Origin of the sequence: Pseudoalteromonas sp. 0802 (assembly GCF_013350085.1) — a bacterium.
In the GTDB taxonomy this organism is placed as follows: domain Bacteria; phylum Pseudomonadota; class Gammaproteobacteria; order Enterobacterales; family Alteromonadaceae; genus Pseudoalteromonas.
In genome coordinates this window covers 111,193-137,706 of record NZ_JABVXE010000005.1, presented here as the reverse complement: position 1 = coordinate 137,706, position 26,514 = coordinate 111,193, and the positions used below count along the sequence as shown (strand labels likewise).

21 protein-coding genes are annotated in these 26,514 nt (G+C 42.4%); 8 read left to right on the top strand and 13 right to left on the bottom strand.

Annotated elements, in window-relative coordinates:
* Positions 1-46: 46 nt before the first annotated feature.
* Positions 47-3,067 carry a TonB-dependent receptor domain-containing protein gene (locus HUS61_RS11275; protein ID WP_175082467.1) on the bottom strand — a complete coding sequence of 1,007 codons (3,021 nt, stop codon included), beginning with the start codon at positions 3,065-3,067 and terminating at the stop codon, positions 47-49.
* Between the two features lie 330 nt (positions 3,068-3,397).
* Between HUS61_RS11275 and HUS61_RS11270 the strand changes: the two genes are divergently transcribed.
* The gene (locus HUS61_RS11270; RefSeq protein WP_175082466.1) at positions 3,398-5,527 is read left to right on the top strand and encodes a winged helix-turn-helix domain-containing protein; all 2,130 of its coding nucleotides are present in this window, start codon (positions 3,398-3,400) and stop codon (positions 5,525-5,527) included.
* Here the strand turns inward: HUS61_RS11270 and HUS61_RS11265 are convergent, their stop codons facing one another.
* Complete coding sequence (locus HUS61_RS11265) at positions 5,528-5,857, bottom strand: 5-carboxymethyl-2-hydroxymuconate Delta-isomerase (protein WP_054560998.1); 330 nt, start codon at positions 5,855-5,857, stop codon at positions 5,528-5,530.
* Positions 5,858-5,867: 10 nt separating this feature from the next.
* A complete protein-coding gene (locus HUS61_RS11260; RefSeq protein WP_175078480.1) occupies positions 5,868-6,455 on the bottom strand; it encodes an outer membrane beta-barrel protein in 588 nt (195 codons plus the stop codon).
* 103 nt (positions 6,456-6,558) lie between these two features.
* Between HUS61_RS11260 and HUS61_RS11255 the strand changes: the two genes are divergently transcribed.
* From HUS61_RS11255 to HUS61_RS11230, 6 genes are all read left to right on the top strand, one after another.
* Positions 6,559-7,029, top strand: a complete 471-nt coding sequence (locus HUS61_RS11255) for a CreA family protein (RefSeq protein ID WP_055196731.1) — start codon at positions 6,559-6,561, stop codon at positions 7,027-7,029.
* Between the two features lie 3 nt (positions 7,030-7,032).
* Entirely contained in the window at positions 7,033-7,815 is a 783-nt protein-coding gene (locus HUS61_RS11250; RefSeq protein WP_175082465.1) for a hypothetical protein, read from the top strand.
* Between the two features lie 6 nt (positions 7,816-7,821).
* The gene (locus HUS61_RS11245) at positions 7,822-8,442 is read left to right on the top strand and encodes a LysE family translocator (RefSeq protein ID WP_054560994.1); all 621 of its coding nucleotides are present in this window, start codon (positions 7,822-7,824) and stop codon (positions 8,440-8,442) included.
* A 7-nt stretch (positions 8,443-8,449) separates the two neighbouring features.
* A complete protein-coding gene (locus tag HUS61_RS11240) occupies positions 8,450-8,965 on the top strand; it encodes a gamma-glutamylcyclotransferase family protein (RefSeq protein WP_175082464.1) in 516 nt (171 codons plus the stop codon).
* Positions 8,962-10,509 carry a serine hydrolase gene (locus tag HUS61_RS11235; protein WP_054560992.1) on the top strand — a complete coding sequence of 516 codons (1,548 nt, stop codon included), beginning with the start codon at positions 8,962-8,964 and terminating at the stop codon, positions 10,507-10,509. The genes HUS61_RS11240 and HUS61_RS11235 overlap by 4 nt, the downstream gene beginning before the upstream one ends.
* Before the next feature lie 68 nt (positions 10,510-10,577).
* Entirely contained in the window at positions 10,578-11,498 is a 921-nt protein-coding gene (locus HUS61_RS11230; RefSeq protein ID WP_130166215.1) for a histone deacetylase family protein, read from the top strand.
* Here HUS61_RS11230 and HUS61_RS11225 read toward each other — a convergent pair.
* Positions 11,495-11,788, bottom strand: coding sequence for a hypothetical protein (locus tag HUS61_RS11225; RefSeq protein WP_175082463.1), 294 nt, complete (start codon positions 11,786-11,788; stop codon positions 11,495-11,497). The two genes, HUS61_RS11230 and HUS61_RS11225, sit on opposite strands and share 4 nt — an antisense overlap.
* A gap of 78 nt (positions 11,789-11,866) precedes the next feature.
* Here HUS61_RS11225 and HUS61_RS11220 point away from each other — a divergent pair, with 78 nt between their 5' ends.
* A complete protein-coding gene (locus tag HUS61_RS11220; protein WP_175078477.1) occupies positions 11,867-14,371 on the top strand; it encodes an EAL domain-containing protein in 2,505 nt (834 codons plus the stop codon).
* Here HUS61_RS11220 and HUS61_RS11215 read toward each other — a convergent pair.
* The 9 genes from HUS61_RS11215 to rpoD all read right to left on the bottom strand — a co-directional run bounded on the left by HUS61_RS11215 (position 14,368) and on the right by rpoD (position 26,477).
* On the bottom strand, positions 14,368-15,177 hold the full coding sequence (locus tag HUS61_RS11215; protein WP_175082462.1) for a DUF2797 domain-containing protein: 810 nt from the start codon (positions 15,175-15,177) through the stop codon (positions 14,368-14,370). The genes HUS61_RS11220 and HUS61_RS11215 overlap by 4 nt on opposite strands.
* Before the next feature lie 46 nt (positions 15,178-15,223).
* A complete protein-coding gene (locus tag HUS61_RS11210; protein WP_175082461.1) occupies positions 15,224-17,722 on the bottom strand; it encodes an EAL domain-containing protein in 2,499 nt (832 codons plus the stop codon).
* Between the two features lie 94 nt (positions 17,723-17,816).
* Positions 17,817-19,103: a phosphoribosylamine--glycine ligase gene (gene purD, locus HUS61_RS11205; RefSeq protein WP_175078475.1), complete on the bottom strand. Its 1,287-nt coding sequence runs from the start codon at positions 19,101-19,103 to the stop codon at positions 17,817-17,819.
* A 15-nt stretch (positions 19,104-19,118) separates the two neighbouring features.
* A complete protein-coding gene (locus tag HUS61_RS11200) occupies positions 19,119-19,940 on the bottom strand; it encodes a class I SAM-dependent methyltransferase (protein WP_058585847.1) in 822 nt (273 codons plus the stop codon).
* Positions 19,941-20,039: 99 nt separating this feature from the next.
* Entirely contained in the window at positions 20,040-21,626 is a 1,587-nt protein-coding gene (gene purH / locus HUS61_RS11195; protein WP_138619132.1) for a bifunctional phosphoribosylaminoimidazolecarboxamide formyltransferase/IMP cyclohydrolase, read from the bottom strand.
* 491 nt (positions 21,627-22,117) lie between these two features.
* Entirely contained in the window at positions 22,118-22,408 is a 291-nt protein-coding gene (gene fis, locus HUS61_RS11190; protein WP_002957804.1) for a DNA-binding transcriptional regulator Fis, read from the bottom strand.
* A gap of 21 nt (positions 22,409-22,429) precedes the next feature.
* Positions 22,430-23,401, bottom strand: a complete 972-nt coding sequence (gene dusB / locus HUS61_RS11185) for a tRNA dihydrouridine synthase DusB (RefSeq protein WP_054551040.1) — start codon at positions 23,399-23,401, stop codon at positions 22,430-22,432.
* Positions 23,402-23,671: 270 nt separating this feature from the next.
* Positions 23,672-24,553 carry a 50S ribosomal protein L11 methyltransferase gene (prmA, locus tag HUS61_RS11180; protein WP_055020740.1) on the bottom strand — a complete coding sequence of 294 codons (882 nt, stop codon included), beginning with the start codon at positions 24,551-24,553 and terminating at the stop codon, positions 23,672-23,674.
* Positions 24,554-24,617: 64 nt separating this feature from the next.
* Positions 24,618-26,477, bottom strand: coding sequence for an RNA polymerase sigma factor RpoD (gene rpoD, locus HUS61_RS11175; protein ID WP_175078471.1), 1,860 nt, complete (start codon positions 26,475-26,477; stop codon positions 24,618-24,620).
* Between the last annotated feature and the right edge of the window lie 37 nt (positions 26,478-26,514).

Below are 26,514 nucleotides of genomic sequence, written 5' to 3'. Positions count from 1 at the left end.
ATGCGCCTTTGATGTCAGCCTAGCTGGGGATCTTCATATGAAACGGTTAAAAGCTATATTGAGCACCTACATACACGTAGCGACCAGCACCACCGCCGTATGCGCTGTAGTAGTTACCACGGCCATATGGATAAAAATCACCTTTATTATCAAACACGTTATTCACACCACCGAATACGCGCAATTGGCTCTGTTCACCAAGTGACATGGTGTAAGACGCTGAAAGGCTGTGTTTTAAGAACGAGCCATAATCTTGGTAGGCAAGTTTTTCTGGATTACTGATACAAGTATCTTCACCAGCCTCACAGCGGGCATCATTTTCGGCAATATACTCTTGATAATCTTCTTCAAGACTCTGGCTTGCTTTAAACGAGCCTAAGTAATTTGTACGCCAGCGAATACGCAAGTTATCGTTACGCCATGTCAGTGACATTGAGGCTTTATCTTTGCTGCTGCCGTAACCTGCGTAGTGACTGGTTACTAAGCTGCCATCAAGGCCTTCATAAGTTTGCGAGTTTTCGATTACATGGTTGTAATCTAGTTTAAACGATAACTGACCTAGGTTATCTAAGTCGAGTTTGTACTGTGCAACCACATCATAACCACGTGCAGTTAGCTCATCGAGGTTATATTGACGCTGAAGAATTTTGATAATGTTACCTTCGCTATTACGGGTAATATCATTACAAAATACGTTGTCTTCACCCCATGCTGCTTCTGAGTCGTAACATTCACGCATGATGTTTTCATTGCTGATCTGCGAAATCGCATCAACAATAGCAATATCGTAGTAATCAACAGCAAGATTAAAGTTTTCTAAAAAGGCAGGAGCTACTGTCACACCAAAGGTATAAGTATCAGCAGTTTCTTCTTTTAGATTTTCGTTGCCTGCCCCTGGAGAGTAACTGTTGTTCTCATCGCTAAATTCAAAGTTAGGATCAGCAGCAAGTTGCGCAGCTAACGTAGGTTCTTTGCGGCAGTTATCGTGACCTGCTTTAGTTGATGTTGCTGTTAAACCGTCACAAATATCATCATAGCTGTCGTAATCGCCACGCGGTGGTGACATAAGCTCTGTGATTGTGGGGGCACGTTGAGCGCGAGCGTAGTTTGCTCTAAATGCATAGCCTTCGATTGGTTCCCAAAATACACCTAGCTTGTAGCTGGCAACGGTGTTGACGTTTTCCATGCTATAGTTAGCCAAACGTAATGAAGTTTCTGCGCTTAAATTTTTTGCTAAAGGAGCATCTTTTAAAAGTGGGATCGCAAGCTCTGCAAAGGCTTCATAGACCTCAACTTCACCATAAAAATTTGGTACATAGTTGAAGGTAATACCGCCTGCTTTCATGTCGTCGCTGGTTGATAGGTCTTGGCTGTCTTTACGGTGTTCGCCACCAAATACCGCAGATACTGAGCCTGCTGGTAATTCAAATAAATCACCCGCAACGTAGCCAACCACACCGTATTGTTTTATTTCGGTATCAATAATTGGGTTGGTACGGATCCAAGCAGCCATCTCTTCGGTGATAGATCCCTCACCAAATAAGTTAATTGGCACACAGCCTTCAGCACGAGCTGCTTCATCAATACATTGAATGGTGCCATCCGCTAATTCTTCTGCTTGCAAAGCTTGATTAAGTTTTACAGTATTTAATTCATTGCTACGAATTTGGTGTTGAGTAAATCGACCATAACTTGCAGATAGATCCCAGTCCCACTCGTCGTTAAATAATGTGCCTTGAAGACCTGCCCAACTACGAATCGTTTTACGGGTATTATCGGTGCTGATATTACCCACTTCACTGAAGCGGCGATCCCAATAAATACGATCTTTGTATGGGTTGGCATCGAGGATTTCTTGCGGAACATATGGGTTGTCGATAGGAATGTAACCCGGTGCTACATCTGCAAGGGGCTCGCCAGTGGTAGGGTCGTAACGCGGTACATACGCACCTTCGTATTCATCTTCAGGCGACTTATTGTTAAAAGAACCACTTTCACTGTATTGAACTTGCGCGTAGAACATCACATCATCAGTTAAATCGTAATCAATTTTAACTGCAGCAGATACGTTATCGCTTGGTACATCAAGCATCACGTATTGATTTGAATTGATACCGTAAATTTCTTCGTTGCCTTTCCAGTCATCACGTAGAGTTTGGCCGTCATACCAAAACTGTGTGTCGTTACGGCTGTTTTCTAAGAATACACCGCCCGGAATACCGTCGCTTTTGCTTACCCAATCAGCTTGTGTGATGTCACGCATACATTGATCGCCATCTGCTGTTTGCATTACATTACACATGCGATCTGGATCGTAATCGTAACTATCTTCGATTTGTGCGCGTTTACGATCATAAAAAGTCATACCGAAATCACGGTCCCAGTTGGCACTGAAATAGGCGTAACCGCGATCTTCAGCAAACGAGGTACCGTAGTTTAAATCAAGGGTAAATTCTTTACCGCCGCCATCGGTGGTTTCACCTGTGTTCGCTTTAAAATCAAAGCCTTCTTTTTTGGATTGGGTGATAATATTCACCACACCTGCTACAGCATCGGCACCATAGGTTGCAGATGCACCGCCACTGATTATTTCAACGCGCTCAACCATACCGCTAGGAATGGTATTTAAACTGACATAGTTGCCACTGTAGCTGTTTGAAACAACTCGGCGACCATCAATCAGTGTCAGAGTACGGTTAGCACCTAAATCTCGTAGTTGTACTGTCGATAAGCCAGTCGCTGAAACACTCGATTGGCTGGTGGTGTTACCTATGCTCTCGCTAAGAGCTGGCATGTTATCAACCAAAATGTCTGATAAGTTGGTTAAACCTGTATCGGCAATGGCTTCGCGGTCCATTGTGACCAGCGGTGTTGGAATTGAAAAGCTATCGCGTTTAATACGTGAACCCGTAACAACGATTTTTTCCGGCTCTTCAGTTTGTTCATTAGCTGCTGGAGTGGTGTTGGCAGGGCGGGCAATCTCAGCCTCATTGGCAAATGCATGTTGGCTAAAACCACTGGCAACAGCAAGTGCAATAGCACAAGGTTTGGTTAGTAGATTTCTCACAGGCGTTCCTAGTTGTTTTATTTTTAGTTTTTAGAACCAGAGTGATGCTCTTTTTAAGGGCAGTTAAAATTTACAGTGAGCAACACTCTGGTTGGTCGGTATTGACGTAAAAATTTTTATAGAAATGTGAACCTAACTACAATCTTAGGTGGCTCGTTTATGTCTCTATTTTATATCTATTGAATATCTATTTATTTAAAATCAGTGGGTTAAGAAATGTTCATTGTTAACCGTTTTGCAACGTTAAAGCTGGTGAAAGGGCTGCTTTTACGATAAATTGATAGGGCTTTATACTGCTGTACTTCTAAAATGGGGTTTTATTTAGAGTAAATGGAAACATCTAATCGCGTTTATCAGCTGGGCTCATGTATTGTTAACCCACTCGAAAATAAACTGATCTGCAATGGTAGTGAACAGCTTTTGCAGCCTAAGTTTATTGAGTTGTTAGCTTGCTTAGTGGCGCGTTACCCCGAACCAATCACCCGTGAAGAGCTCATCAATAATGTTTGGGAGGGCAATTTTTACGTGGGTGAAAAAGCCTTAACAAATGCTATTTGGCATCTACGAAAAGCATTTAAGGAACTCGATCCAGAACAAACTTACATAGAGACATTACGTAAAACGGGTTATCGCGTTTTATTAAAGCCCGAGCTAATAGATACATCCGATAAAGAAAACCCTGTGGGTTTTAGTATCACAGCTGCCCAATTCCGCCAGCTGTTTGTGGCTTTGTGTGTCATTAGCTTGGTGGTGATGTATTGGTTGTTCTCTTCGCCTGCAAAGCAATCTAACTCAAGCTTTGTGTTACCGCTTAATAGCATCGAAAGCGTGACGGCAAGCCCTGGTCGTGAGATTTATCCTTCAATTTCTGATGATCAGCACTATTTGGTGTATTCATGGCGACAGCTTGGTAAACCAAATAACCTATATTTACGTGATTTACATTTTCCTGAGCACCCAGCAAAGCAATTAACGGACTCACCTTTTACAGAAGGGCGCTCTGTGTTTAGCCCAGATGCAAACACATTATATTATTACCGTATGGCCTCTGATGTTTGTGAAATTGTAAAACTCTCTTTGGTAAATGCCACCAGTGTCGTGCTAGGGGAGTGCAGTAATAACTATGCGCCTGATCTTGATATCAGTAGTGATGGTAAAACCTTGGCCTACATTGCTGATCATACGAGCAAGACAGGTGATTATGTCACTCGTATCAAACTGCTCGATTTACAGGCAAAACATAGAAAAGAAACAGTTATTCCTTGTAATGATGACTGCGAAACTGTGTATGAGTCTGTGTCGTTTTCGCCAGATGCACAGCGAGTTGTGGTTACGCGTAATGTTAAAAACAACCAAAAAGCACTGTTTTTGATAGATGTAAAAACAGGGCAAAGCCAACGGCTAACTCATGATTTTGTTGATATTCATGGTGTAGATTGGCATCCGTCTAAAGAGCAATTGGCGTTTAGTGCAGTTGAGGGCGGTAAACGTTATGGCTACTTCTTTGACATTAAGAATCAAACCCTAATCAACACGCAAATTGCGGGCATGAGTTCACCTAATTACAGTAGTGATGGTAGTGTTTATTACCATCAGTGGGATTTAGATAAGGTGATCACGCGTCTGAAAATAGACGAACAAGTGGCCAACTCGCCGTTTTCTATGTTGTCGACCAATTTTAGCTCGCTATTCCCTGAATATAATCAGCAGCAAAATAAACTACTGTATGTGTCCAATGAATCTGGCAGTTCACAGCTTTGGATTGTTAACCCTGATAGCAGCTCGCGAAAGCAGCTTACTGACTTTGCACATAACACGGGGGAAGTTCGTGATCCAACCTGGTCAGCCGATGGACGCTATATTTTGTTTTCATTGTATGACAATGGCAGTACCCGCTTATATATTTATGATTTCAAAGTAGAGCAAAGTCAGCAAATCAAACTGCCATTTAGTCATGCAATTAAACCCAAGTTTAGCGCTGATAGCCAGCATATTTTAGTCTCTGATGGTGACTACTTATATCGTTATGACTTAACAGGTAAAAGCCTAGGTAAAGCTGTTGAAGTGCCGGCGCAGTATGGCGTTGAAACACAATCGGGCGATATTTTATTTACCAACTCGCGCCATGCTATTTGGATAAAACATCATGATACGGGTGTTGAAGAAATGCTGGTGAACGATGTTAAGTTGGCGCGCAGTTATGCATGGTTGCTGGTGGCAAAGAACGCGTATCATGAGGGGCGTATTTATTATTATAAAGAACGCTTAGGTGATTACCGTATTAGCTACTATGACTTAGCAAGTAAGCAGCATCATGATTTAATTGCTTTACCGGAGCGAGCTTATAGTCGCTCATCGGGCTTGACCTACATACCCAATGAGCGTTGGCTGGTTTATACAGCGTACTTATCGCCTGAGATAGAAATCAAGCGTTTACCCGCAGCCTATTTACCAAAGTAGTTAACACTTACGGTAGATGTCAGCATCCATATCGTAAATATTAACGCTTAAGCTATACGAGCGGCGGCAGTATGTTCTTAAGCAACTTAGTAATTGCTCACTGAGCATTTGCTTTTGCTCTATAGTTCTGCCTGCCATGATTGATGCGCCGATGTGAATAAAGCCATCTTTGCCTTCACCTAATTCGTAATGCTGATAAGCAATTGCACGAGTCTTTATGGTCGAAAGCTCAAATAAGCCTGAGTCAAAAACGGCTTGGTGAACTTTTTCAACTAACACTTGTGGCAGAATTGGCAAGTCTTCTGAGTGTTCTATAACAATGTGCGGCATGGGGTCTTCCTTAAAAGCGGTAACTAAAACCGATGTTTGTCTGAAATTGGTTTAACACATCACCATCAAAGTGCCATAGACATTGGTCGTCTTCTGATGTTGGCAATGTGCACGATACGTTACTTGCATTATTTACAATAGTTGCCAGCCAGCGAGTTTCAACATAAACCCGAGCTTGTTCAGTAAATAAATAATCTGCGCCAGCATATAGGCCAGAGGTAAAAAACGTATCAGAGTCGGCAAAGTCAGTGCTGACGTGGTTTGCGCCAATTTGGGCACCCACAAAACCAACTATACGGTCAGCTAATGGCACTTCTACGGCACTTTGAAATAGCAGGTATTGCATCTCGACTTGCTTGTTGGTTTGGTCTTTCATATCAAGTTCGGTTGCTGAATAAAAGAACCCATAACGAGCATTATCAATGGTTCTATCTAGGCTGACAGTAAAATGGCTGTCATCCTCAAGCTCAATTTTTAGGTTTTCTTCGGTTTGCACCGAGTTAGTAAAGTTTTTGCCGAAACCAGCGCTAATAGAGTAGTCAGCTTGAGCTGTACTACTTAAGAACATTAAACACAGTAAACCAAGCGATTTTTTCATTGTTTAGGTGCTCGTTGTTGAAGATATTTTGAGATAGTATTGAAACATAGCAAGCAAATCGTTGTAAACGGACAACTATCGCTTTTTAATAAGGAACACTAGGATGAAGTTACTAAAATTAGCTGCACTTACTGCGCCACTGATTTTGTTGAGCGGTTGCTCGGATGATGCTGCTTCGGTGAGTTTGGGGTTATTTACGACCAAAGATATTAAAGTGGTATCACAACAAGACCCGCTTATAAGCGGTGTAACTTGCCACATTAGCCATATTGAAGCGAACCTTGATTTTGCTGATCCATCCGATATGTCTATTGCCTGTCGTCAAACAGGCCCCATTACCGCTGACCAATTACAACAAATTGACCGCAGTAAATCAGGCGAAGTGGTATTTAAGTCATCGAAAAGTATTTTGTTTAAGTCGTTAAAAGTTCGTCGTATTTATGATGCGCCAACACGCACACTTTTATATTTGTCTTATTCAACGAAAGAGTCGAGCGGCAGCCATCATCATGCTTTATCAACTGTGCCTCTTTACAATACAGATGCATGGCAATGGGCACAATCACAAGAGTAATTTATGTTAGCGTTATTTAAGTCGGCCCCACTTGTTGATGAGCAAGAGCAGCAGTGGTTAATCGATACTTTTTTATGGGCTGTTGAACACTTTGATAGTGAATATTTTTTAAAGCACACGCAAATCATTTTACCTAATGGGCAGTTCTTTCCGGATAGGGTGTCGAGCGTCAGTGAAATGGCTGAAAAGGTATTTAGTCGAGTTGTTAATTATGCGGGGATGCAGACGTGGCCAATTAACTTAGTTGCGCCATCTGGGCTTACACCTCAGGTGTTTCCGCATTTTGAATTTCAAGATAATTTACGCGGTAGCGAGGCGAGTTTAATTGTACCGGCAAATCATCCGGTGAATATCTCCTTTAACCCGAACCAAATCAATCAACCGCAAGATTTAGTGGCAAGTTTTGCTGGTACCTTAGCGACCATTTTGATTCACCATGTGGGTGTCTTACCTCCCGGCGGTAAAGAGTACTTACCGCAAGCAAGCGATGCGTTGGCATGCTATTTAGGCTTTGGGGTGATGATGAGTAATACGGTGTATCAATTTAAAGGTGGCTGCGGCTGCGGTTATAACCCTTATGCCAATCGCCAAGCAGCGCTGACTGAGCCACAAACGCTATTTATGCATGCGCTGGTTACGCATTTTAAAGGGGATAATCAGTCGAAGAAGTTTTTAAAACCCCATTTACGCAGCCAATATAAAAAAGCGCAAAAGCAAATTAAAGCATTGGTAAATGACAGTGCAAATCCGTTGTTATTAGCATTAGATGAACAAGCAGTAGGGTGATATTGAGTGCAGTATTTAGATGAGTTTTTATTGATAGCCATAGCTCACTTTTTTGCGGTAGCAAGCCCAGGTCCTGACTTTGCAATTGTACTAAAGCAAAGTATTCAACAAGGTCGTAAAAATGCGCTTTGGACCAGTGCTGGGGTTGGTGCGGCTATTTTGCTGCATATTGCTTATTGTGTATTAGGTGTGGCATTAATTTTATCCCAGTCACCTAGCTTATTCATGGCTTTAAAATACCTTGCAGGGGCTTATTTGGCATACTTGGGTGTGCAAGCTTTACGAAGCGCAAAACCTAGCGATAGTAAACAGCAAACCCTTGCCCCTGCTGAGCCTGAATCGGTGTATAAAGCATTTCGACGCGGTTTTTTTACCAATGCCCTTAATCCCAAAGCAACACTGTTTTTTATGTCGTTGTTTACTCTTGTAATAAGCCCTGAAACACCTGTTGTAGTGCAGGCTGGTTATGGCGTGTATATGGCAATGGCGACTTGGCTGTGGTTTTCATTTTTATCATTGGTGTTATCAAAAGCATCAGTGCGAGCATTTTTCTTAAAAAGCGGATACTGGTTTGATAGAGGCATTGGCGTGATCTTAATTGCCTTAGCTATTCGCGTTGTTGTGTGAGGTAAGTATGGCGCTATATAACTTTTCATTTGGTTCAAATATGTCATCGAGCAGATTGTTGGCAAGGTTACCTGAAGCAAAGCGGGTAGGCACAGCTACTTTAAAGGGCTATGAGTTGACGTTTGATATGGTAAGTACCGACGGCTCTGCAAAGTGTAGCGTGCGCAAAACAGATCAGGCAGATGCCTTGGTATATGGTGTTGTTTATCAGTTAAACGAAGCTGAAAAGTCGATTCTTGATGATATCGAAGGACCGCGTTATGACTGTGTAGATATCACTGTTGAACTACTAGATGGCGAGCAACTTGCTGCCCATTGTTATATCGCTAACACCTTAGATGAGTCTTTACTGCCATTCGACTGGTATCTTCAGCATGTTCATCGCGGAGCGCTTGAAGCAGGTGTACCAAATCATTACAGTGAAGCAATACTCGCAAGACCAAGTTGCGATGATCCAGATAAAACCCGAGCAGCGAAAGAGTTCGCTATTCACAACAATAAAAATCACCAAGGGATATTATGATATTTCGTAAATTAGCCGTTGCAGCGGCGCTTTTATCGAGCTGTTCGTTTTACAGTTATGCCGATATTGATACTAAAAAAATTGAAAAAGTAATCGAAACGTCAATGGCACGTTTTGACGTACCGGGTATGGCTGTAGCGATTGTTGAAAATGACCAGGTCGTGTTAGCAAAAGGTTTTGGCGTATCTCACCTTGATACCGGTAAAAAAGTAAATAAAGACACCTTATTCGGTATCGCGTCGAACACCAAAGCATTTACCGCAGCAGCGTTAGCTAAATTAATTGATGAAGGTAAGCTTAGCTGGGATGACAAAGTAATTGATCATCTTCCTGAGTTTCGTCTGTATGACCCTTACGTAACACGTGAAATGACCATTCGCGATTTATTAAGCCACCGTAGCGGTTTGGGTTTAGGGCAAGGCGATTTAATGATTTGGCCAGATACTGACAAATCGATTGATGAAATTATCGCAGGGCTAAAATACTTAAAACCAGCGAGTAGCTTTCGTAGTAAATATGCCTATAACAACTTAATGTTTGTCACTGCAGGTGAGGTGGTAGCCCGTGTATCTGGCATGAGCTGGAATGATTACATCGAGAAAAATATTCTTCAGCCACTTGATATGAAAAACTCACGCGCAGGTTTTTCACGTATTCCTAGTAGCAATAAAAACTGGGCGACGGGTCATATTCCAATGGATGGCCAACTACACCCATTTTTTGTGAACTACCTCGAAGATTTCCGTGGCGCTGGTGCGATTGCATCAAGCGTAAGCGATATGAGCCAATGGCTACGCACGCAGCTTGCACATGGCAAAATGCCAAATGGCCAGCAGTTATTCACTGAAAAGCAGCAGCAACAAATGTGGCACCCGCACATTACGTCAATGGCATCAAAAAGTGCTTATGAAGCTTACCACCAACAATTTAGAGGTTATGGTTTAGGCTGGAGCATTGAAGATTTCCACGGCATTAAAAAGCTAGGCCATGGTGGTGGTATCTTAGGCATGGTGTCTCAAGTGACATTATTACCAGAGAAAAATCTCGGTATTGTTATTCTGAGTAACCAGCAAGCATTCAGCGCGCTCTCTGCGGTGACTTACGAAGTATTAGAAGATGCATTAGATCTTGAAGATAAAGACTGGGTTGAAGACCTTGCTAAAAAGCACTTTGAAGGTAAAAAAGAAGCTTACGCAAACGCAAAACCAGAAACACCTGCTGATTATCAAGCGAAACTACCAAACATCAACTACACAGGCACGCTGCACGATAACTGGTATGGTGATGTGGTAATCGAGGAGTTAAATGGTCAGCTACGTATTGATTTTACTCATACAAAGCGTTTGAAAGGTCAGCTTGAGCATTACACCGGCAATACGTTTATTGTGAAGTGGGATGAAAAGTTACTTGAAGCAGATGCTTACATTGAGTTTCAAATGAGCCCAGATAACCGAGTGAGTAGTGCAAAAATGCGTGCTGTCTCAACGGCGGTCACAGATTTTAGTTTTGACTTTAGGAATTTAGATTTACGCGCTAAAAAGTAAACCAAAGTCGCAAAGCCACCATTAGGTGGCTTTGTTATACTGGGGGAAAATAATTCAAGGAGCGTATTATGAGAACGGCAGTTATCTCACATCCATTTTGTCGTAAACATAAAATGATTGAGGATCACCCCGAATGCCCTGCGCGTTTAGATGTGATCACCGACCGCTTGCTAGCAAGTGGTGTTGATATAGCAATTACTCACTTACAAGCTCCTAAAGCCAGCCGCGACGACTTTTTACGTGCTCATGATGAACCTTTGGTAAGCCATGTAGAGCAAACAATTCCCGCTGAAGGACTTGCTGAATTAGACGGCGACACTTGGTTGTGCCCAGATTCAATGAAAGCAATTGAACGAGCCGTTGGTGCTGGATTACTCGCCGTTGATGAAATCCTTGCTGATAAACTGGATGCCGCATTTTGCTCGGTTAGACCTCCAGGGCATCATGCAAACCGCAGCACCTCGGCAGGATTTTGCGTTTTTAATAACCTAGCCATTGCCGTGAAATACGCGCAAAGCAAAGGTGTTAAACGTATCGCTATTTTGGACTTTGATGTACACCACGGTAATGGCACGCAAGATATTTTTTTAGATGATGACAATGTGTTGTTTTGCTCTTTGTTTCAACACCCTTTTTACCCAAATACTGCGGTTGAAAATAACGCGACTTTAGTTAACTCACCGCTGCCAATTGCCAGTGATGGTAATGACTTAAAAGCTGTTTACCTTGAGCAGTGGCTACCAAAACTCAACGAATTTAAACCTGAACTGTTGTTTATTAGTGCAGGTTTTGATGCTCACCTTGAAGATGACATGGCAAGCCTGAAGTTTGTTGAAGACGATTACGCATGGCTAACCACGCAATTAGCTGAGTTTTGTCAGCAGCAAGATTGCAAAGGGATTATCTCATATCTTGAAGGGGGCTATGCTTTATCAGCTCTAGGTCGTAGTGCCGTTGCGCACATTAAAGCGCTGGTGGATGCACCTTAATCTGCCAGCATCGCAAAGGCTTGCGTTGGTGTAAGCCGAGTAACCTTACTTAAACAGCATACTCCCTCTTGTGCTAGGTGCTCAGTCACTCTATTAGCAAGCTCTATATCAGTTAATGCTTTCACGCTTTCTTCCTGCAAGTTGACATAGTGCCCTGTTGCCAAAAGTAGCATCGTTTCTTGCTGCTGCTCTTTGCTTAAGCCATATAAAAAGCTTTCTATATCGGCTTCGTCTTCAACTAATGCTAATTCATGGTCTGAAAAAATAATCTTAGGAAATGATGAGTGCATTTATTGTCCTGTGTCAAAGTTGCATAGGTTGAAATGATTATAATTGCCAATTCATGTAAGAACTAGGAAAGTCGACTTATGAATCAACCAAGACGACATCAAAAGGTGAGTGATGTCTTTTCGCAAAAGCTGGTATCGTGTCCTGCGCATACGCCTTTGGTCGATGCGGTAAGGTTGATGCATGTTCACAATGTGACGGCGATTTTTATCAAGCATGAGCAGTCTGTTGTTGGTATTTGGACTGAGGCTGATTGTTTGAAAATTGACATCAGCAGCCCGCTCTATAAGAACCTTGCCATTCACGAGGTCATGTCGGCGCCTGTTATTACAGTACCAAATCAATGCTCAGTCAGTGATGCAACCTTGCGTTTTCAACAACATGGCATTCGTCATTTATTGGTGATGGATAGCGAGAATCAGCCTGCGGGTATGTTGAACTTATCTGATATTGTGCATAACCAAGGTTTGGACCACTACCTACAATTTCGACCCATTCATGACCAGTATCGCACTGATCTAGAGATAGTTGATGCGCAAACACCGATAGAAGAGGTTGTGCAACTGATGCGCGCTGGCCGCCTTGATAGTGTACTGGTTTATAACCGAGAGCTTGAACTGCACGGTATTATTACTCAGCGTGATATTGTTGAGCTGATCATTCAAACCGAGTGGCTAAATCCTTGTTGGCAATATGCTAGCTACCCGTTAATTGAAATTGATTGTGAAAGCAGTTTATTTGATGCGTATCGCACTATGACAGAGCGTAATGTGCGTCATTTAGTGGTTCGAGATGATGAAATTTGCGGGGTGATATCATTTGCTGATTTGATCACAGAGATTGAGTCAGCTTATTGCTGCGAGCTTGAACGGGCCATAGAGCAGCGTGACATTGCTTTGCAAAAGTCACAACGTAACCTATTTTTAGCAAATAAAATTATTGATGCCTCACTCGATGGCATTATGTTAACCCGTAAAGACGGCACTATTATTCAAGTTAACCCAGCTTTTACTAAACTGACCGGCTTTGCTGAGCATGAAGTAATTGGTAAGCGTCCCAATATTTTAAGCTCGACAAAACATAGCCGTTCATTTTATCAAAAAATGTGGCATGCCATTGAATACGAAGGGGTCTGGCAAGGGGAGATCTGCAATTGCAAAAAAGATGGTGAAGAGTTTGTAGAGTGGCTCACCATTATCCAGATTAAAGACCCTAACTTTGATGAAGTGCTTTATGCGGCAATTTTTAGCGACATTACAGAGCGCAAACGTGCCGAAGAAAAAATTGCCCAGCTCGCCTATTACGATGAGCTAACAGGCCTGCCTAATCGACGCTTATTTCATGACAGACTCTCTATTGCACTGAGTTCTGCCAAACGAAACCATGATCTATTAGCGGTGATGTTTATCGACTTAGACCGCTTCAAAGAGGTTAACGACAGTTTAGGGCATGACGCTGGTGATAACTTATTGCAGCAAGTGGCAGAGCGTATTTTATCAATTCTACCTGAAGGGGATACTCTTGCGCGCTTAGGTGGCGATGAGTTTGTTTTATTATGCGAAGTAAATCGGGTTGAAACACTGCTCAACTTTGCCGAACAAGTATTGCAGCAAGTGAGTATGCCGCTTGCTATTAACGAGCATGTGGTTGCAATTACAGCTTCTATTGGCGCTGCAGTTTACCCTGATGATGGCGTAGATAGCGCTACACTGCTTAAGCATGCAGATATTGCTATGTACCGTGCTAAAGAAGTGGGGCGTAATTCATTTCAATTATTCAAACCTGCGATGAATGCACGTTCTTTAGAGCGATTGGCAATGATGAGCCGATTACAAAACGCCATCGAAAGCGATGAGTTTGAGCTTTATTTCCAACCTAAGCAGCAATTAAATTCTGGCAAAATTTTAGGGGTAGAGGCACTATTACGTTGGCATGAGCCGAACCTTGGTGTGATATCACCCGCTAAATTTATTCCCCTTGCTGAAGAACTAGGTCTAATTGTGAAACTTGATTTATGGGTCATCGAGCAAGCGTGTAAAGAGTTAGAAAAATGGCAGCAACAAGGCATTGAGGCAGGGCGCTTAGCAATTAATATTTCGGCAAATCACTTACGTCAGGGGCAACTAGCATCGAATGTTGAGCGCTTACTTGAGCGTTACGATGTAGACCCACACAAGCTTGAAGTAGAGCTCACTGAAAGCTGTTTTATCAGCCACTTTAGTGAAGCTAAGCAAGAGTTACTCGCACTTAAAAAGTTAGGTGTGCATATAACGTTAGATGACTTTGGCACTGGCTACTCGGCTTTAAGTTACTTAACCAAACTGCCAATTGATACGTTAAAAATAGATGCCAGCTTTATCGCAAAAGTGCCCGATGAATACGGTAACAGTGAAATTGTTACGGCGATTATTAGCCTTGCCAAAAGCTTGAGTATTCATGTTGTTGCAGAAGGGGTAGAGAAGGTAGAGCAGTTAAATTACTTACGTTCACTTAACTGCGATACCATTCAAGGCTATTACTTTTGCCGCCCAATAGCGAAGCAGCAATGGTATGATTTTTATCTCAATAGCGAAAAAAGTGCCTAAGCTAGGCTAATTTCGTAAGAAGTGAACTTACGAATATTAATGACGCCAGTATCAAAAATTAAGTACTGGCCTTTAATGCCTTTTAAAATACCTGATACTTCTGGTGCTTTATCAAAATTGAAAGAGCTGATTTTGCTTGGGTATTCACTTACTGGGTAGTCTAGCTCAACTACATCTTCATCGAGCTTTTCAATGGCTGTTGCGCCAAATAGCTCTGCAAGTTCACTCAACTTAGTATCAATCTGTGGGATCAACTCTGCAGCAGCAGCTTTTAAATCAATCGCTTCAGATTGGCCTTTTAGCATGTTTCGCCAATTGGTTTTATCAGCAATAAATTCGGCTAAGGCAACCTCAACTAAACCCGATTGAAGACGGGTTTGTACTTTGAAGATAGGTAAAGCTTGCGTCGCACCTTGGTCAATCCAGCGTGTAGGAATTTGAGTATGGCGGGTAATACCTACTTTTAGGCCTGAAGTGTTGGCTAAATATACGTAGTGCGGGATCATGCAGTTTTCTTCACCCCACTGTGGCTCACGACAGGTGCCTTTATCAAAGTGGCACGTTTCAGGTTTCATGATACACATGTCACAGCTAGCCAGTTTGCGCATACACACAAAACAGTGGCCTTGAGAGTAGCTTTTCTTGGTTTTTTTACCACAGTTACTGCAAAAAATATTGCCGGTAAAAGTCAGTGTGAGCGGCTTACCAATATAGTCATTTAATGAAACTAGCTCATCACCGATAGGTAATTGATATTCGACAGGAGAAGTCAGTGTCGACTTTAATTTTCTGATCGTACCTTGCATCTTTACATGGCCCCTAAAGATGTTAAAAAGGGCAGTGTAACACGGCCTATTTGAATTGTGAGGCAATAAAGCTTAGATACTCATTAATTGGCACCGCTTTGCTGTAATAATAGCCTTGCCCTTGATCTGCGCCCATCTTGATCAGCATTTTTTCTGTTTCTTGGTCTTCAATGCCTTCGATGGTGATATTCATATCAAGGTTATGAGCCATATCAATGGCGGTTTTTACCACTACCTGGTTGGTGGTGTTATTCACTAAATCAAGAATAAAGCTCTTATCGACTTTAATCGTGCTAAATGAATAATTTACCAAGTAGTTTAACGACGAGTAACCAGTACCAAAATCATCGAGTACCACCTTGCTACCGAGTTTATTAAGTTCGCTGATAAAGCTAACCATTTCATCATGGTTTTTGATAAGCGCAAACTCAGTTAACTCAAACTTTAACTGATCCGCAGTAATGCCATGCTTTAAAATTGTGTTTTCGACTTTTTCGACAAGCTTTGGGATAGCTAGATTTTTGGCACTTAAATTAACGCTAATGGTATGCTCGCGATAGCCTTGTCGATTAAGCTGGGCAGCTGCTAGGCAAGCCTGATCAATCACCCATAAGCTCAACTCGTTAATTAAACCAGTACGTTCAGCCAATAAAATGAGTTGCTCAATGTCCAGGTATTTACCCGCTGTAGGCCAGCGTAACAATGCCTCTGCGCCACAGATAGTACCATTGCGTAAATTAATAATGGGCTGTAAGTAAATGGCTAAGGTATTGCTTCGCATTGCTTGTTGTAACTCAGCGGCAAGGCTGACATCCATATCGATATGCGGTGTAGTAAAGTCGATGTTGTGCTGCTTTTGTGACAACCCTAAGTAGCCACGTTGTAGCCAAATATCAAAGCCATCATCATTAACCGGTTCGGTAATGCTATAGCGGTAGTAAAGCTGTAGGTCTAAGCCTGCCACTTTATATTGCTTAGGCAGCTGTTTGCATAAGTTGCTAAGTTCTTGGTGTAGCTCTGCTTGTGATTGAATTTTGGTAGAAATAAAAGCCAGTACACCATTGCCTAAGTCAGCCACTTTTGGACTGTTATCTAGCGCTGACTCTAAATTAATAAATTGCCTATTCTTATTAATTTGATGCTCTAAAGATTGAGCCACAGTGATAATTATTTGGCTGCTTTGGCTTGGCTTTAGAATGCTCATTAGGGCATTAAATTGCTCTATTTTCACTAAACAAAGATTAGCGAGTCTATGCTCCGAGGCAATCGCCATATAGGCTTGTTTGAGCATTGCTTGGTTGAGTAGCTCAGTTTGTTGGGTATGGGTTGCATGATACAGCGCTTTTTCACGTTGATAACGCACCCGGTCTGCCAGCGCCATTGCCATAAGCACAATCTCACAGAGAATGGCGACTAAAAATATGTGCCTAACTGCAAAGCTGTAGGGAATAAAGCCAGTTAATTCTAACGGCTGAATGGCTGCGCCTACAATCAATGGCACCCACGACATGACATAAAACTTTGCCCACCGAAAACCGCTCACCAACTTTTTGTAAATCATGCAAATACATAGAATGTATAACGGCACCATGATGGCAAAAAAGATTTTTGAAGAATGGTATTCCAGCATAAAAAAGCTGATAAGACTGAGGCTAAACAGCAGGGCTAAAAAGCTGATACTAAGCTTGTATAGGCGGCAATTGTCTTTATGGTAGCGTAAGAACATAGTGCAAAACGCCACGGTGAAAAATGCAATCGCATAGTTACTGAAGACCACTTGCTCATTAAAAAAGATTTGCCACGATAACGGCCATAAGTAAAAACCAAAGCCGAGCACTGAGCCCATAAGTAACAGTGCTGAGATGATGTAGCCTATATAAATAAGGTAGACGCGATCACGGATCCCTAAAAATAATACCAAGTTATACAGGCCAGCCATGATCAGCACACCAATGAAGATCCCCCAAATTCCTGATTGCGAACGTAGTAAATCTTGAAACTCTTTTTCACCATAAATATTAATAGGTGTTTTGCTAATACCAACCGTATCAATTTTTATAATGAGGGATGTTTGCTCATAGCCCTGCATTGTAAGCATGCTGTGCGGTGTACTGTATTGAAACAAACTAAGACCAGATACTTTATCACCCAGCTCGGTTGTATCTATAAGCTGGCCCTTATCATCAACATGATAAACGCTAAGATAATCAACCATAGGGTTATCAAAGTGAATCGCCAGCTCAACAGGCTTTGCTTGGCGGTTTTCTAAATCAAGCTTTAACCAATAATCTTGCGCCGCTAAATCCCACTCAACATCTTTAAAAGGGCGCTGTTTAAGTTTGTCTGGTTCAGCTAAAAACTGCTCGAGAGTCAGCGCTTTACTACTATCAATTCGATAAGCTGTATTACTGTAGATGGGGGCTGTTTTATCTATGGTGTAGCGGGTAGGGCTGGCTAAATGTGCAGCTAGGGTAGCAATGATAAAAAACAAAATTGTCAGAATAAGAAATGAAACAAAGTTATATTTCAGTGCTTTATTATTCAAAATTAGTTCTTTATCTAGGTAAATGTTCTTAACAGTGTAGCATTAAAAAAGCGCAGATAAACTGCGCTTTTTTCAGAATTAGACTGGTTTGACCTTAATTCTGTTCGCGAGCAATTGCACGGTAAGCGATATCAGTACGATATTCCATGCCTTCCCAGCTGATTTGTTCAACCAGTTTATAAGCACGTTGTTGCGCTTCGGTTACTGTGTTGCCAAGTGCAGTAGCACAAAGCACACGACCGCCAGCAGTTACAACGTTTTCGCCATCTTGCTTAGTACCTGCGTGGAATACTTTCTCACCTTCAGGGTAAGTAACTTGCAAGCCGCTGATTGCATCACCTTTCGGGTAGCTATCTGGGTAGCCTTTTGCTGCTAATACAACACCGACTGCTGCACGCGGGTCGAACTCGATTGCTGTTTTATCTAGTTCTTCACGGTTAGCCGCTTCGATAAGCTCAACAAGGTCAGACTTAAGACGAAGCATCATAGGTTGTGTTTCAGGGTCGCCAAAACGACAGTTGTATTCGATTACTTTTGGCGTACCATCAGCGGTGATCATTAAACCAGCGTATAAGAAACCAGTGTATGGGTGGCCTTCTTTTGCCATACCTTCAACCGTTGGGTTGATCACTTCGTTCATAATACGTTGATGAATTTCATCAGTCACCACTGGAGCCGGTGAGTATGCACCCATGCCGCCAGTGTTCGGACCTTGGTCACCGTTGTAAGCGCGTTTGTGGTCTTGGCTAGTTGCGAATGGCAGTACGTTTTTGCCATCAACCATCACGATGAAAGAGGCTTCTTCGCCTTCTAAGAACTCTTCGATAACCACGCGGCTACCCGCTTCACCAAAGCTGTTGCCTGCAAGCATATCGCGGATAGCTTCTTCAGCTTCAAGCTCAGTCATTGCAACGATAACGCCTTTACCTGCTGCTAAGCCATCAGCTTTAATAACAATAGGCGCACCTTTTTCCTTTAGGTAAGCAAGTGCAGGATCGATTTGTTCAAACGTTTGGTAGTCAGCAGTTGGAATGTCGTGACGTGCTAAGAAGTCTTTAGTGAATGACTTAGAGCCTTCTAGCTGTGCAGCACCTGCTGTTGGGCCGAAGATAGCTAAACCGTTTTCACGGAAAGTATCAACGACACCTAAAACAAGCGGTACTTCTGGACCAACAATAGTTAACTCAACGTTGTTTTCTTTAGCAAAAGTAACTAAACCTGCTAGGTCTTCAACGTTGATAGCAACGTTTTCAAGTTTTGGCTCTAGTGCAGTACCTGCGTTACCTGGAGCAACGAAAACGGTGTTTACTTTAGTATTTTGTGCAGCCTTAAACGCAAGAGCGTGTTCGCGGCCGCCACTGCCGATGACAAGTACATTCATGGCGTATAATCCTATTTATAGCGGTTTTTTAAACTTCAGCGTCATACGATCACTCTCACCAATCGCTTTATATTTAGCAGCATCTTTTTCGTCAAGTGCTAAACGTGGTGGTAGTGTCCACACCCCTTTAGGGTGATCCGCTGTATCAAGAGGGTTTGCATTAATGTCACTGCTTGCCACTAGTTCAAAGCCAGCCTGCTTTGCAATTTCAATTACATAGCTTTGCTTCATATAACCTGATGATTTTTGATCTTCGTCGCTGCGCGCTTCAGGTAGGCGGTGTTCAACCACACCTAAAGTGCCGCCTGGTTTAAGTGCTTTATAAAATGCTTTAAACGCACTTAACGCGCCTTCTTTATCTTTACCCATGTACCAGTTGTGTACATTTCTAAATGTTAAGACAAGATCTGCGCTACCCGCTGGTGCAATATCAAGATGTGTTACTGGCGCAAATTCAGTTAGTTTAACTTCACTGAAGCGTGCGTCATCGCTCATCTTTTTCTTAAAACCAGCTAATGAACGTTGGTAATAACCCACCTCAGAATCAGCAGGGAAATGTGCCGCGTAGTAAACACCATGGCCTTTTACAGCTGGCGCAAGAATTTCGCTATACCAGCCACCGCCCGGTGCAATTTCAACAACTGTCATGTTTGGCTTAAAGCCAAAGAACTCAAGTGTCTCAACTGGATGGCGATATTTATCACGTGCGCTATTTTTAGCATCACGTTCGCTTGATTGCACAGCTTGTGTAAGCGCTGATTCATGAGAATGGCTTAAAGCCTGTGCTGATGTCAGTGCAAGGCTGGCAACAAGTAACGATTTTACGGCAAATTTCATCATCTGTTCCTTCATTATATGGGTAATTATTATTAATCAGAATACGTGAATTTGTGGCAAACAAAAAGGGTTAAGCTATGTGCTTAACCCTTTATGTGATTAGTGGCGGAAATGGCGCATACCTGTAAATACCATTGCCATACCAGCTTCGTCAGCTGCAGCGATAACTTCTTCATCGCGCATTGAACCACCTGGTTGAATAACAGCGGTGATGCCAGCCTCTGCTGCTGCATCAATACCGTCACGGAATGGGAAGAATGCATCTGATGCCATAACTGAACCTTTTACTTCAAGGTTTTCGTCAGCGGCTTTGATACCAGCAATTTTCGCTGAATAAACACGGCTCATTTGACCTGCGCCTACACCAATCGTCATACCGTCACGTGCGTAAACGATTGCGTTAGACTTAACGAATTTAGCTACTTTCCAGCAGAATAATAAATCTTTTAATTCTTGCTCAGTTGGTTGACGCTTAGATACAACTTTAAGGTCGCCTTGCGTAACCATGCCTAGGTCGCGGTCTTGAACTAGAATACCGCCATTAACACGCTTGATGTCGTGACCTGTTGCATTACCAGACCATTCACCACATTCTAATAAACGTACGTTTTGCTTAGCAGATACGATTTGGGCTGCAGCTTCAGATACTTTAGGTGCAATGATAACTTCAACGAATTGACGAGCAACAATTGCTTCAGCTGTGTCTGCATCAAGTTCTTTGTTGAATGCGATGATGCCACCAAATGCTGATGTAGGGTCAGTTTTGAATGCGCGATCATAGGCTTCAAGAATGTTGTCACCAATTGACACACCACAAGGGTTCGCATGTTTTACGATAACACACGCTGGTACGTCGAATTCTTTTACACACTCTAATGCTGCGTCAGTATCAGCAATGTTGTTGTAAGAAAGTGCTTTACCTTGCAATTGAACCGCAGTCGCAACAGATGCTTCAGTTAAGTCGTTTTCAACATAAAAAGCAGCGTCTTGGTGTGAGTTCTCACCGTAGCGCATATCTTGCTTCTTAGTGAACTGCATGTTGATAGTGCGTGGGAACTTAGTCTCTTCAGCAGCTTCCTCTGTGTAGTCAGGAACCATTTTGCCGAAGTAGTTTGCAATCATGCCATCGTACTGAGCTGTGTGCTCGTAAGCAGCAATAGCTAGATCAAAACGCGTTTTATACGTTGTTGAACCGTTGTTGCTTTGCATTTCGCTGATCACACGGTCGTAATCTTTTGCATTTACCACGATAGTCACGTCTTTATGGTTTTTCGCTGCAGCGCGAACCATAGTTGGACCACCGATATCAATGTTTTCAATCGCATCTTCTAGGCTGCAGTCTTCTTTCGCAACAGTGTTTGCGAAGGGGTATAAGTTAACTACAACGATATCGATAGCAGAGATGTTATTCTCGCTCATTACGTCTTCATCTTGACCGCGACGCGCTAGGATGCCGCCGTGAATTTTTGGATGAAGTGTTTTTACGCGACCATCCATGATCTCAGGGTGACCAGTATGGTCAGATACTTCAGTGACTTTGATGCCGTTATCAGCAAGTAATTTGCAAGTACCGCCAGTTGATAAAATATCCACGCCTTGTGCTTCAAGAGCGCGAGCAAATTCAACGATACCGGTTTTATCTGACACACTTAATAGTGCGCGACGAATTGGACGATGTGTATCCATTGTAGTTTTGATTACCTCAATGTTTGAGCTAGCTTAGAAAGGCGGTATTTTAACTGAATCTGCTTTAAAAAACGACGTTTAAAGCGTGAGGATTTTGCATAGTTTTTAACAGCTATAAAAAAAGCACCTTAAGGTGCTTTTTTCAATAACTTATTACCAGTTACTATGAAGCTGTAAGCAATTATAACGATGGCTCGTTAAACTGATTACGGATTCAAATATACCCAAGCCTCCTCAAGGTGCAGAATTCAGCGTTTCACAGGTGCTTAATATCAAGGCGTTACTTTGCAAGAATGGCAATCCCTTTTAAGAAGTAACAACGATGAGAGTGAGTGCCTGTGAAGCGCCCAAAGGGTTGGTTTAAAAGCGATTTATACTGCGTTATTGATTTTAACAATAGAACCACTATTGCTTGCAATCAATGCCTTGCCTAAATCGCTTTTAATTCCAACTGAAACTTGCACCTTGAGGTGGTTTGGGTATAACCAGTATTAGTTCATGCCGTACTTTTTAAGTTTCTTACGTAAAGTACCACGGTTGATACCTAGTAAGATTGCAGCACGAGTTTGGTTACCACGTGTGTACGTCATTACTTCTTCAAGTAATGGTGCTTCTAGCTCAGAAAGAACAAGGTCGTACACGTCTTGTACGTCTTGACCATTAAGTTGCTTTAAGTAGTGATGAACAGCTTTTTTCACTGCATCACGCAACGGCTGTGGTTTCTCGTGTGACTGTACATGAGGGTTTGTGATAAATGGAGAAGTCACGTTTTGTTCGAACATCGTTATATGTCTCTTTCTTTCTTAGTTAGCTGCTAGTGTTTTAAAGTATTCTTCTAATGCGTCGACTTGTGCCTGTGGGTTATCTAACGCATTAAATACTCGCCTAAACTGACCGTCACTGTCATGGGTTTGCAAATACCAAGATACATGCTTTCGAGCGATACGCGCTCCCATTGGCTCCCCGTAAAACTGATGAAGATTGTCTAAATGCTCCATCAAAATGCTACGCACCTCTGCAATTTCAGGTGCTGGCAAATGTTCTCCAGTTCGCAAATAGTGGTCTATCTCCCTAAAAATCCAAGGGCGACCTTGGGCGGCTCGACCAATCATAATGGCATCTGCACCCGTATAATCCAAAACCTGCTTTGCTTTTTCTGGTGAAGTAATATCACCATTGGCAACGACAGGGATAGACACTGAACGTTTAATATCCCTAATTGTGGCGTACTCAGCTTCACCTTTATACATACATGCGCGCGTTCGCCCGTGTACTGCCAGTGAGGCAATGCCATAACGTTCAGCTATTCTCGCAATCTCGACACCATTACGGTTATCCTGATCCCATCCGGTACGGATTTTTAAAGTGACAGGGACATCGACAGCATTAACAACGGCATCGAGTATCTCTTGTACTAATTCAGGAAACTGTAATAAGGCAGAGCCTGCGAGTTTCTTATTCACTTTTTTAGCTGGGCACCCCATATTGATATCTATGATCTGTGCACCATTGCTGACATTGAATTGTGCTGCCTGTGCCATAAGCTCAGGATCGGCTCCGGCGATTTGCACCGAACGAATTCCCGACTCACCGCTGTGATCCATACGGTTCATCGATTTTTCGGTTTTCCATACTTTCGGGTTTGACGAGAGCATTTCAGAAACAGCAAGGCCCGCACCTAAGCGACGGCAAAGTTGTCTAAATGGTCTGTCTGTAATGCCTGCCATTGGCGCGACAATTACATTGTTCTCAAGTTGGTATGAACCGATACGCACTGTTATTCAATTGGCCTCTTTTCAAGGGGCGCTAAGTTTACGGCTTTTTTAGCAAAAATCAAAGGCTATAAATTGAACAAAAGTGACTTTTTTTTGCTCTTTTCGTATTGACTTTTGATAACAGTTTGACGAGCTGGTTGATTTGTTTGATATTTGAACAGAAAAAATTTTACTCACAAAAAAGTGAGAAACTACTAACTGTAAAAATAAGGTAAAGCCTGTTAAATACTGGCTTTACCTATTATGTTTGAGTAAATACTCTAGTGCTATTTAGGCTTTCTTGATGCCGCTCACTCGGGTCCATTCACCCTCAACAGCCACGTCATCAAGTGCTAAAAACGGGGCATAAACATCGGCTACAGACTGAGCTTGTTCTTCTAAAATACCTGACATAGCAATTTTACCATTCGGTTTTAAAAGGCCTAAAATCACTTCATGTAGTTCGCGAAGTGGTTGAGCTAAGATGTTTGCAACCACAATATCAGCTGTAAACTCTGGCTGATCTTCAGGTAAATAGACTTCAAGTTTATCTGCAACGCCATTACGTTTTGCATTATCGCGGCTTGCTTCAAGGGCTTGAGGATCTATATCGATACCGATCATACGCTCTGCGCCGAGTTTGATCGCCGCAATTCCTAAAATGCCCGAGCCACAACCAAAGTCGACCACAGTTTTACCTGTTAAATCTTGGCTTTCTAGCCACTTTAAGCAAAGGGCAGTGGTTGCATGAGTACCTGTGCCAAAAGCAAGGCCAGGGTCGAGCAATACATTAACAGCATCAGGATCTGGAATATCGCGCCAACTTGGACAGATCCATAAGCGCTCACCAAATTGAATAGGGTGGAAGTTATCCATCCACTCACGCTCCCAATCTTTATCTTCAAGCTGTTCAATTTTATAAACGAGCTTATCGGCGAGTGTTGCTTCAGCATTTAATGTTGCTACTACGCTGTCCATATCATGGTTAGCGTCATACAGGCCAATCACAGTGGTATCAGCCCATAACTGCACAGTACCAAGTTTTGGCTCATAAATAGGGGTATCTTTGGCATCAACATAGGTGACTGACGCACTGCCAGTGTCCATGAGTAAGTCGCTGATTAATTCTGCGTTGTCTGCATTTGCGTTGATGCGAATTTGGATCCAAGCCATGAATATCTCTCGAATAGAAAAAAGGCCGCAACAGCGGCCTTTTAGTTAATAACGCGATACTAAATTACTTAGCATCTAAGAAGCTTTTCAGTAAGTCAGAGCGAGAAGGGTGACGTAATTTACGTAACGCTTTCGCTTCGATTTGACGGATACGCTCACGTGTAACGTCAAATTGTTTACCTACTTCTTCTAATGTATGGTCAGTGTTCATGTCGATACCGAAACGCATACGTAGTACTTTAGCTTCACGTGCTGTTAAGCCCGCTAGTACATCGTTTGTTGCGCCACGTAGTGATTCCATGGTTGCAGAATCAATAGGTGAGTCGATAGTGGTATCTTCAATGAAGTCACCTAAGTGCGAATCTTCATCATCACCGATTGGTGTTTCCATTGAAATTGGCTCTTTAGCGATCTTAAGTACCTTACGGATCTTGTCTTCAGGCATTAACATACGCTCAGCTAATTCTTCTGGGCTCGGCTCACGACCCATCTCTTGTAGCATTTGACGAGAGATACGGTTTAACTTGTTGATCGTCTCAATCATGTGCACAGGAATACGGATGGTACGTGCTTGGTCAGCAATCGAACGCGTGATTGCTTGACGGATCCACCATGTTGCATAAGTTGAGAACTTATAACCACGGCGGTATTCGAACTTATCAACCGCTTTCATTAGACCAATATTACCTTCTTGGATAAGGTCTAAGAACTGTAAACCACGGTTGGTGTATTTTTTCGCAATTGAAATTACAAGACGTAAGTTCGCTTCAACCATTTCTTTCTTCGCACGGCGAGCTTTTGCTTCACCAATACTCATACGACGGTTGATATCTTTAATTCGTTCGATGCTAAGACCCGTGCTTTCTTCAATTGCACTTAGTTTGCTGATGCAACGAATGATTTCTGGTTTAACTGTTTCAAGTGCTACTGAGTATTTCTCGTTAGCAGCAATCTCAAGGTCAATCCAGCTTGTGTCAGTTTCGTTATTTGCAAAGTGCTTGATAAAGCTCTTTTTCGGTAACTTAGCAATTTGTACAGCTTGTTTCATGATGATACGTTCTTGTACACGAACGCGGTCCATCATTTCACGCATGTTGTTAACCATACGGTCAAACTGTTTTGGCACTAATTTAAAGGTTTTAAATAGTTCGCCTATTTCTGCAATAGCTTCAAGTGAATCAGGGTGCGAGCGACCTTTTTCTTCGAACGTTTCGCGTGCTTTGTTATAAAGCTCACGTAAGTTTTCGAAGTGAATACGAGCTTCTTCAGGATCTGGACCTGTGTCGCCATCGCTATCATCATCGCTATCATCATCACTATCTTCGTCATCATCGTCTTCGTCGTCTTCTTCGTCGAGCTGCTCTTCGTTTAACTCAGAACCGATGTGTGTTGCAGAGATTTGTGATTCTTCTTCATTATTAGGGTCAAAGAAACCAGAGATAATGTCGCTTAAGCGCATTTCTTCAGCTTCGAACTTGTCCCATTGCTCTAGTAGATAAGTAATTGCTTCAGGGTATTCAGCAACTGAAATCTGTACTTGGTTAATACCTTCCTCAATACGCTTAGCGATTACGATTTCGCCTTCACGCGTAAGAAGTTCAACGGTACCCATTTCACGCATATACATACGTACAGGGTCAGTTGTTCGACCGATCTCTTTTTCTACAGTCGCAAGTGCAGCTGCCGCGGCTTCTGCTGCGTCTTCGTCTGTCGTTGTTTCTTGCATCATTAATTCATCGGCATCAGGTGCGTTTTCACTTACCTTGATACCCATATCATTAATCATGCTAATGATATCTTCTACCTGATCTGAGTCGATAATGTCTTGTGGAAGGTGATCATTAACTTCTGCAAAAGTTAAATAACCTTGCTCTTTACCTTTTTGAATCAGAAGCTTTAATTGTGACTGAGGAGTTGGATCCATAGAGATTTATTCTTCCACTCTGAAAGTTGATACAACA

What these genes read in the sequence shown, in the direction of transcription:
- HUS61_RS11270 (WP_175082466.1), top strand. Translation starts at nt 3,398, where the DNA reads ATGGAAACATCTAATCGCGTTTATCAGCTGGGCTCATGTATTGTTAAC.
- HUS61_RS11265 (WP_054560998.1), bottom strand. Translation starts at nt 5,857, where the DNA reads ATGCCGCACATTGTTATAGAACACTCAGAAGACTTGCCAATTCTGCCA.
- HUS61_RS11260 (WP_175078480.1), bottom strand. Translation starts at nt 6,455, where the DNA reads ATGAAAAAATCGCTTGGTTTACTGTGTTTAATGTTCTTAAGTAGTACA.
- HUS61_RS11255 (WP_055196731.1), top strand. Translation starts at nt 6,559, where the DNA reads ATGAAGTTACTAAAATTAGCTGCACTTACTGCGCCACTGATTTTGTTG.
- HUS61_RS11250 (WP_175082465.1), top strand. Translation starts at nt 7,033, where the DNA reads ATGTTAGCGTTATTTAAGTCGGCCCCACTTGTTGATGAGCAAGAGCAG.
- HUS61_RS11240 (WP_175082464.1), top strand. Translation starts at nt 8,450, where the DNA reads ATGGCGCTATATAACTTTTCATTTGGTTCAAATATGTCATCGAGCAGA.
- HUS61_RS11235 (WP_054560992.1), top strand. Translation starts at nt 8,962, where the DNA reads ATGATATTTCGTAAATTAGCCGTTGCAGCGGCGCTTTTATCGAGCTGT.
- HUS61_RS11230 (WP_130166215.1), top strand. Translation starts at nt 10,578, where the DNA reads ATGAGAACGGCAGTTATCTCACATCCATTTTGTCGTAAACATAAAATG.
- HUS61_RS11225 (WP_175082463.1), bottom strand. Translation starts at nt 11,788, where the DNA reads ATGCACTCATCATTTCCTAAGATTATTTTTTCAGACCATGAATTAGCA.
- HUS61_RS11220 (WP_175078477.1), top strand. Translation starts at nt 11,867, where the DNA reads ATGAATCAACCAAGACGACATCAAAAGGTGAGTGATGTCTTTTCGCAA.
- HUS61_RS11215 (WP_175082462.1), bottom strand. Translation starts at nt 15,177, where the DNA reads ATGCAAGGTACGATCAGAAAATTAAAGTCGACACTGACTTCTCCTGTC.
- purD (WP_175078475.1), bottom strand. Translation starts at nt 19,103, where the DNA reads ATGAATGTACTTGTCATCGGCAGTGGCGGCCGCGAACACGCTCTTGCG.
- HUS61_RS11200 (WP_058585847.1), bottom strand. Translation starts at nt 19,940, where the DNA reads ATGAAATTTGCCGTAAAATCGTTACTTGTTGCCAGCCTTGCACTGACA.
- purH (WP_138619132.1), bottom strand. Translation starts at nt 21,626, where the DNA reads ATGGATACACATCGTCCAATTCGTCGCGCACTATTAAGTGTGTCAGAT.
- fis (WP_002957804.1), bottom strand. Translation starts at nt 22,408, where the DNA reads ATGTTCGAACAAAACGTGACTTCTCCATTTATCACAAACCCTCATGTA.
- prmA (WP_055020740.1), bottom strand. Translation starts at nt 24,553, where the DNA reads ATGGCTTGGATCCAAATTCGCATCAACGCAAATGCAGACAACGCAGAA.
- rpoD (WP_175078471.1), bottom strand. Translation starts at nt 26,477, where the DNA reads ATGGATCCAACTCCTCAGTCACAATTAAAGCTTCTGATTCAAAAAGGT.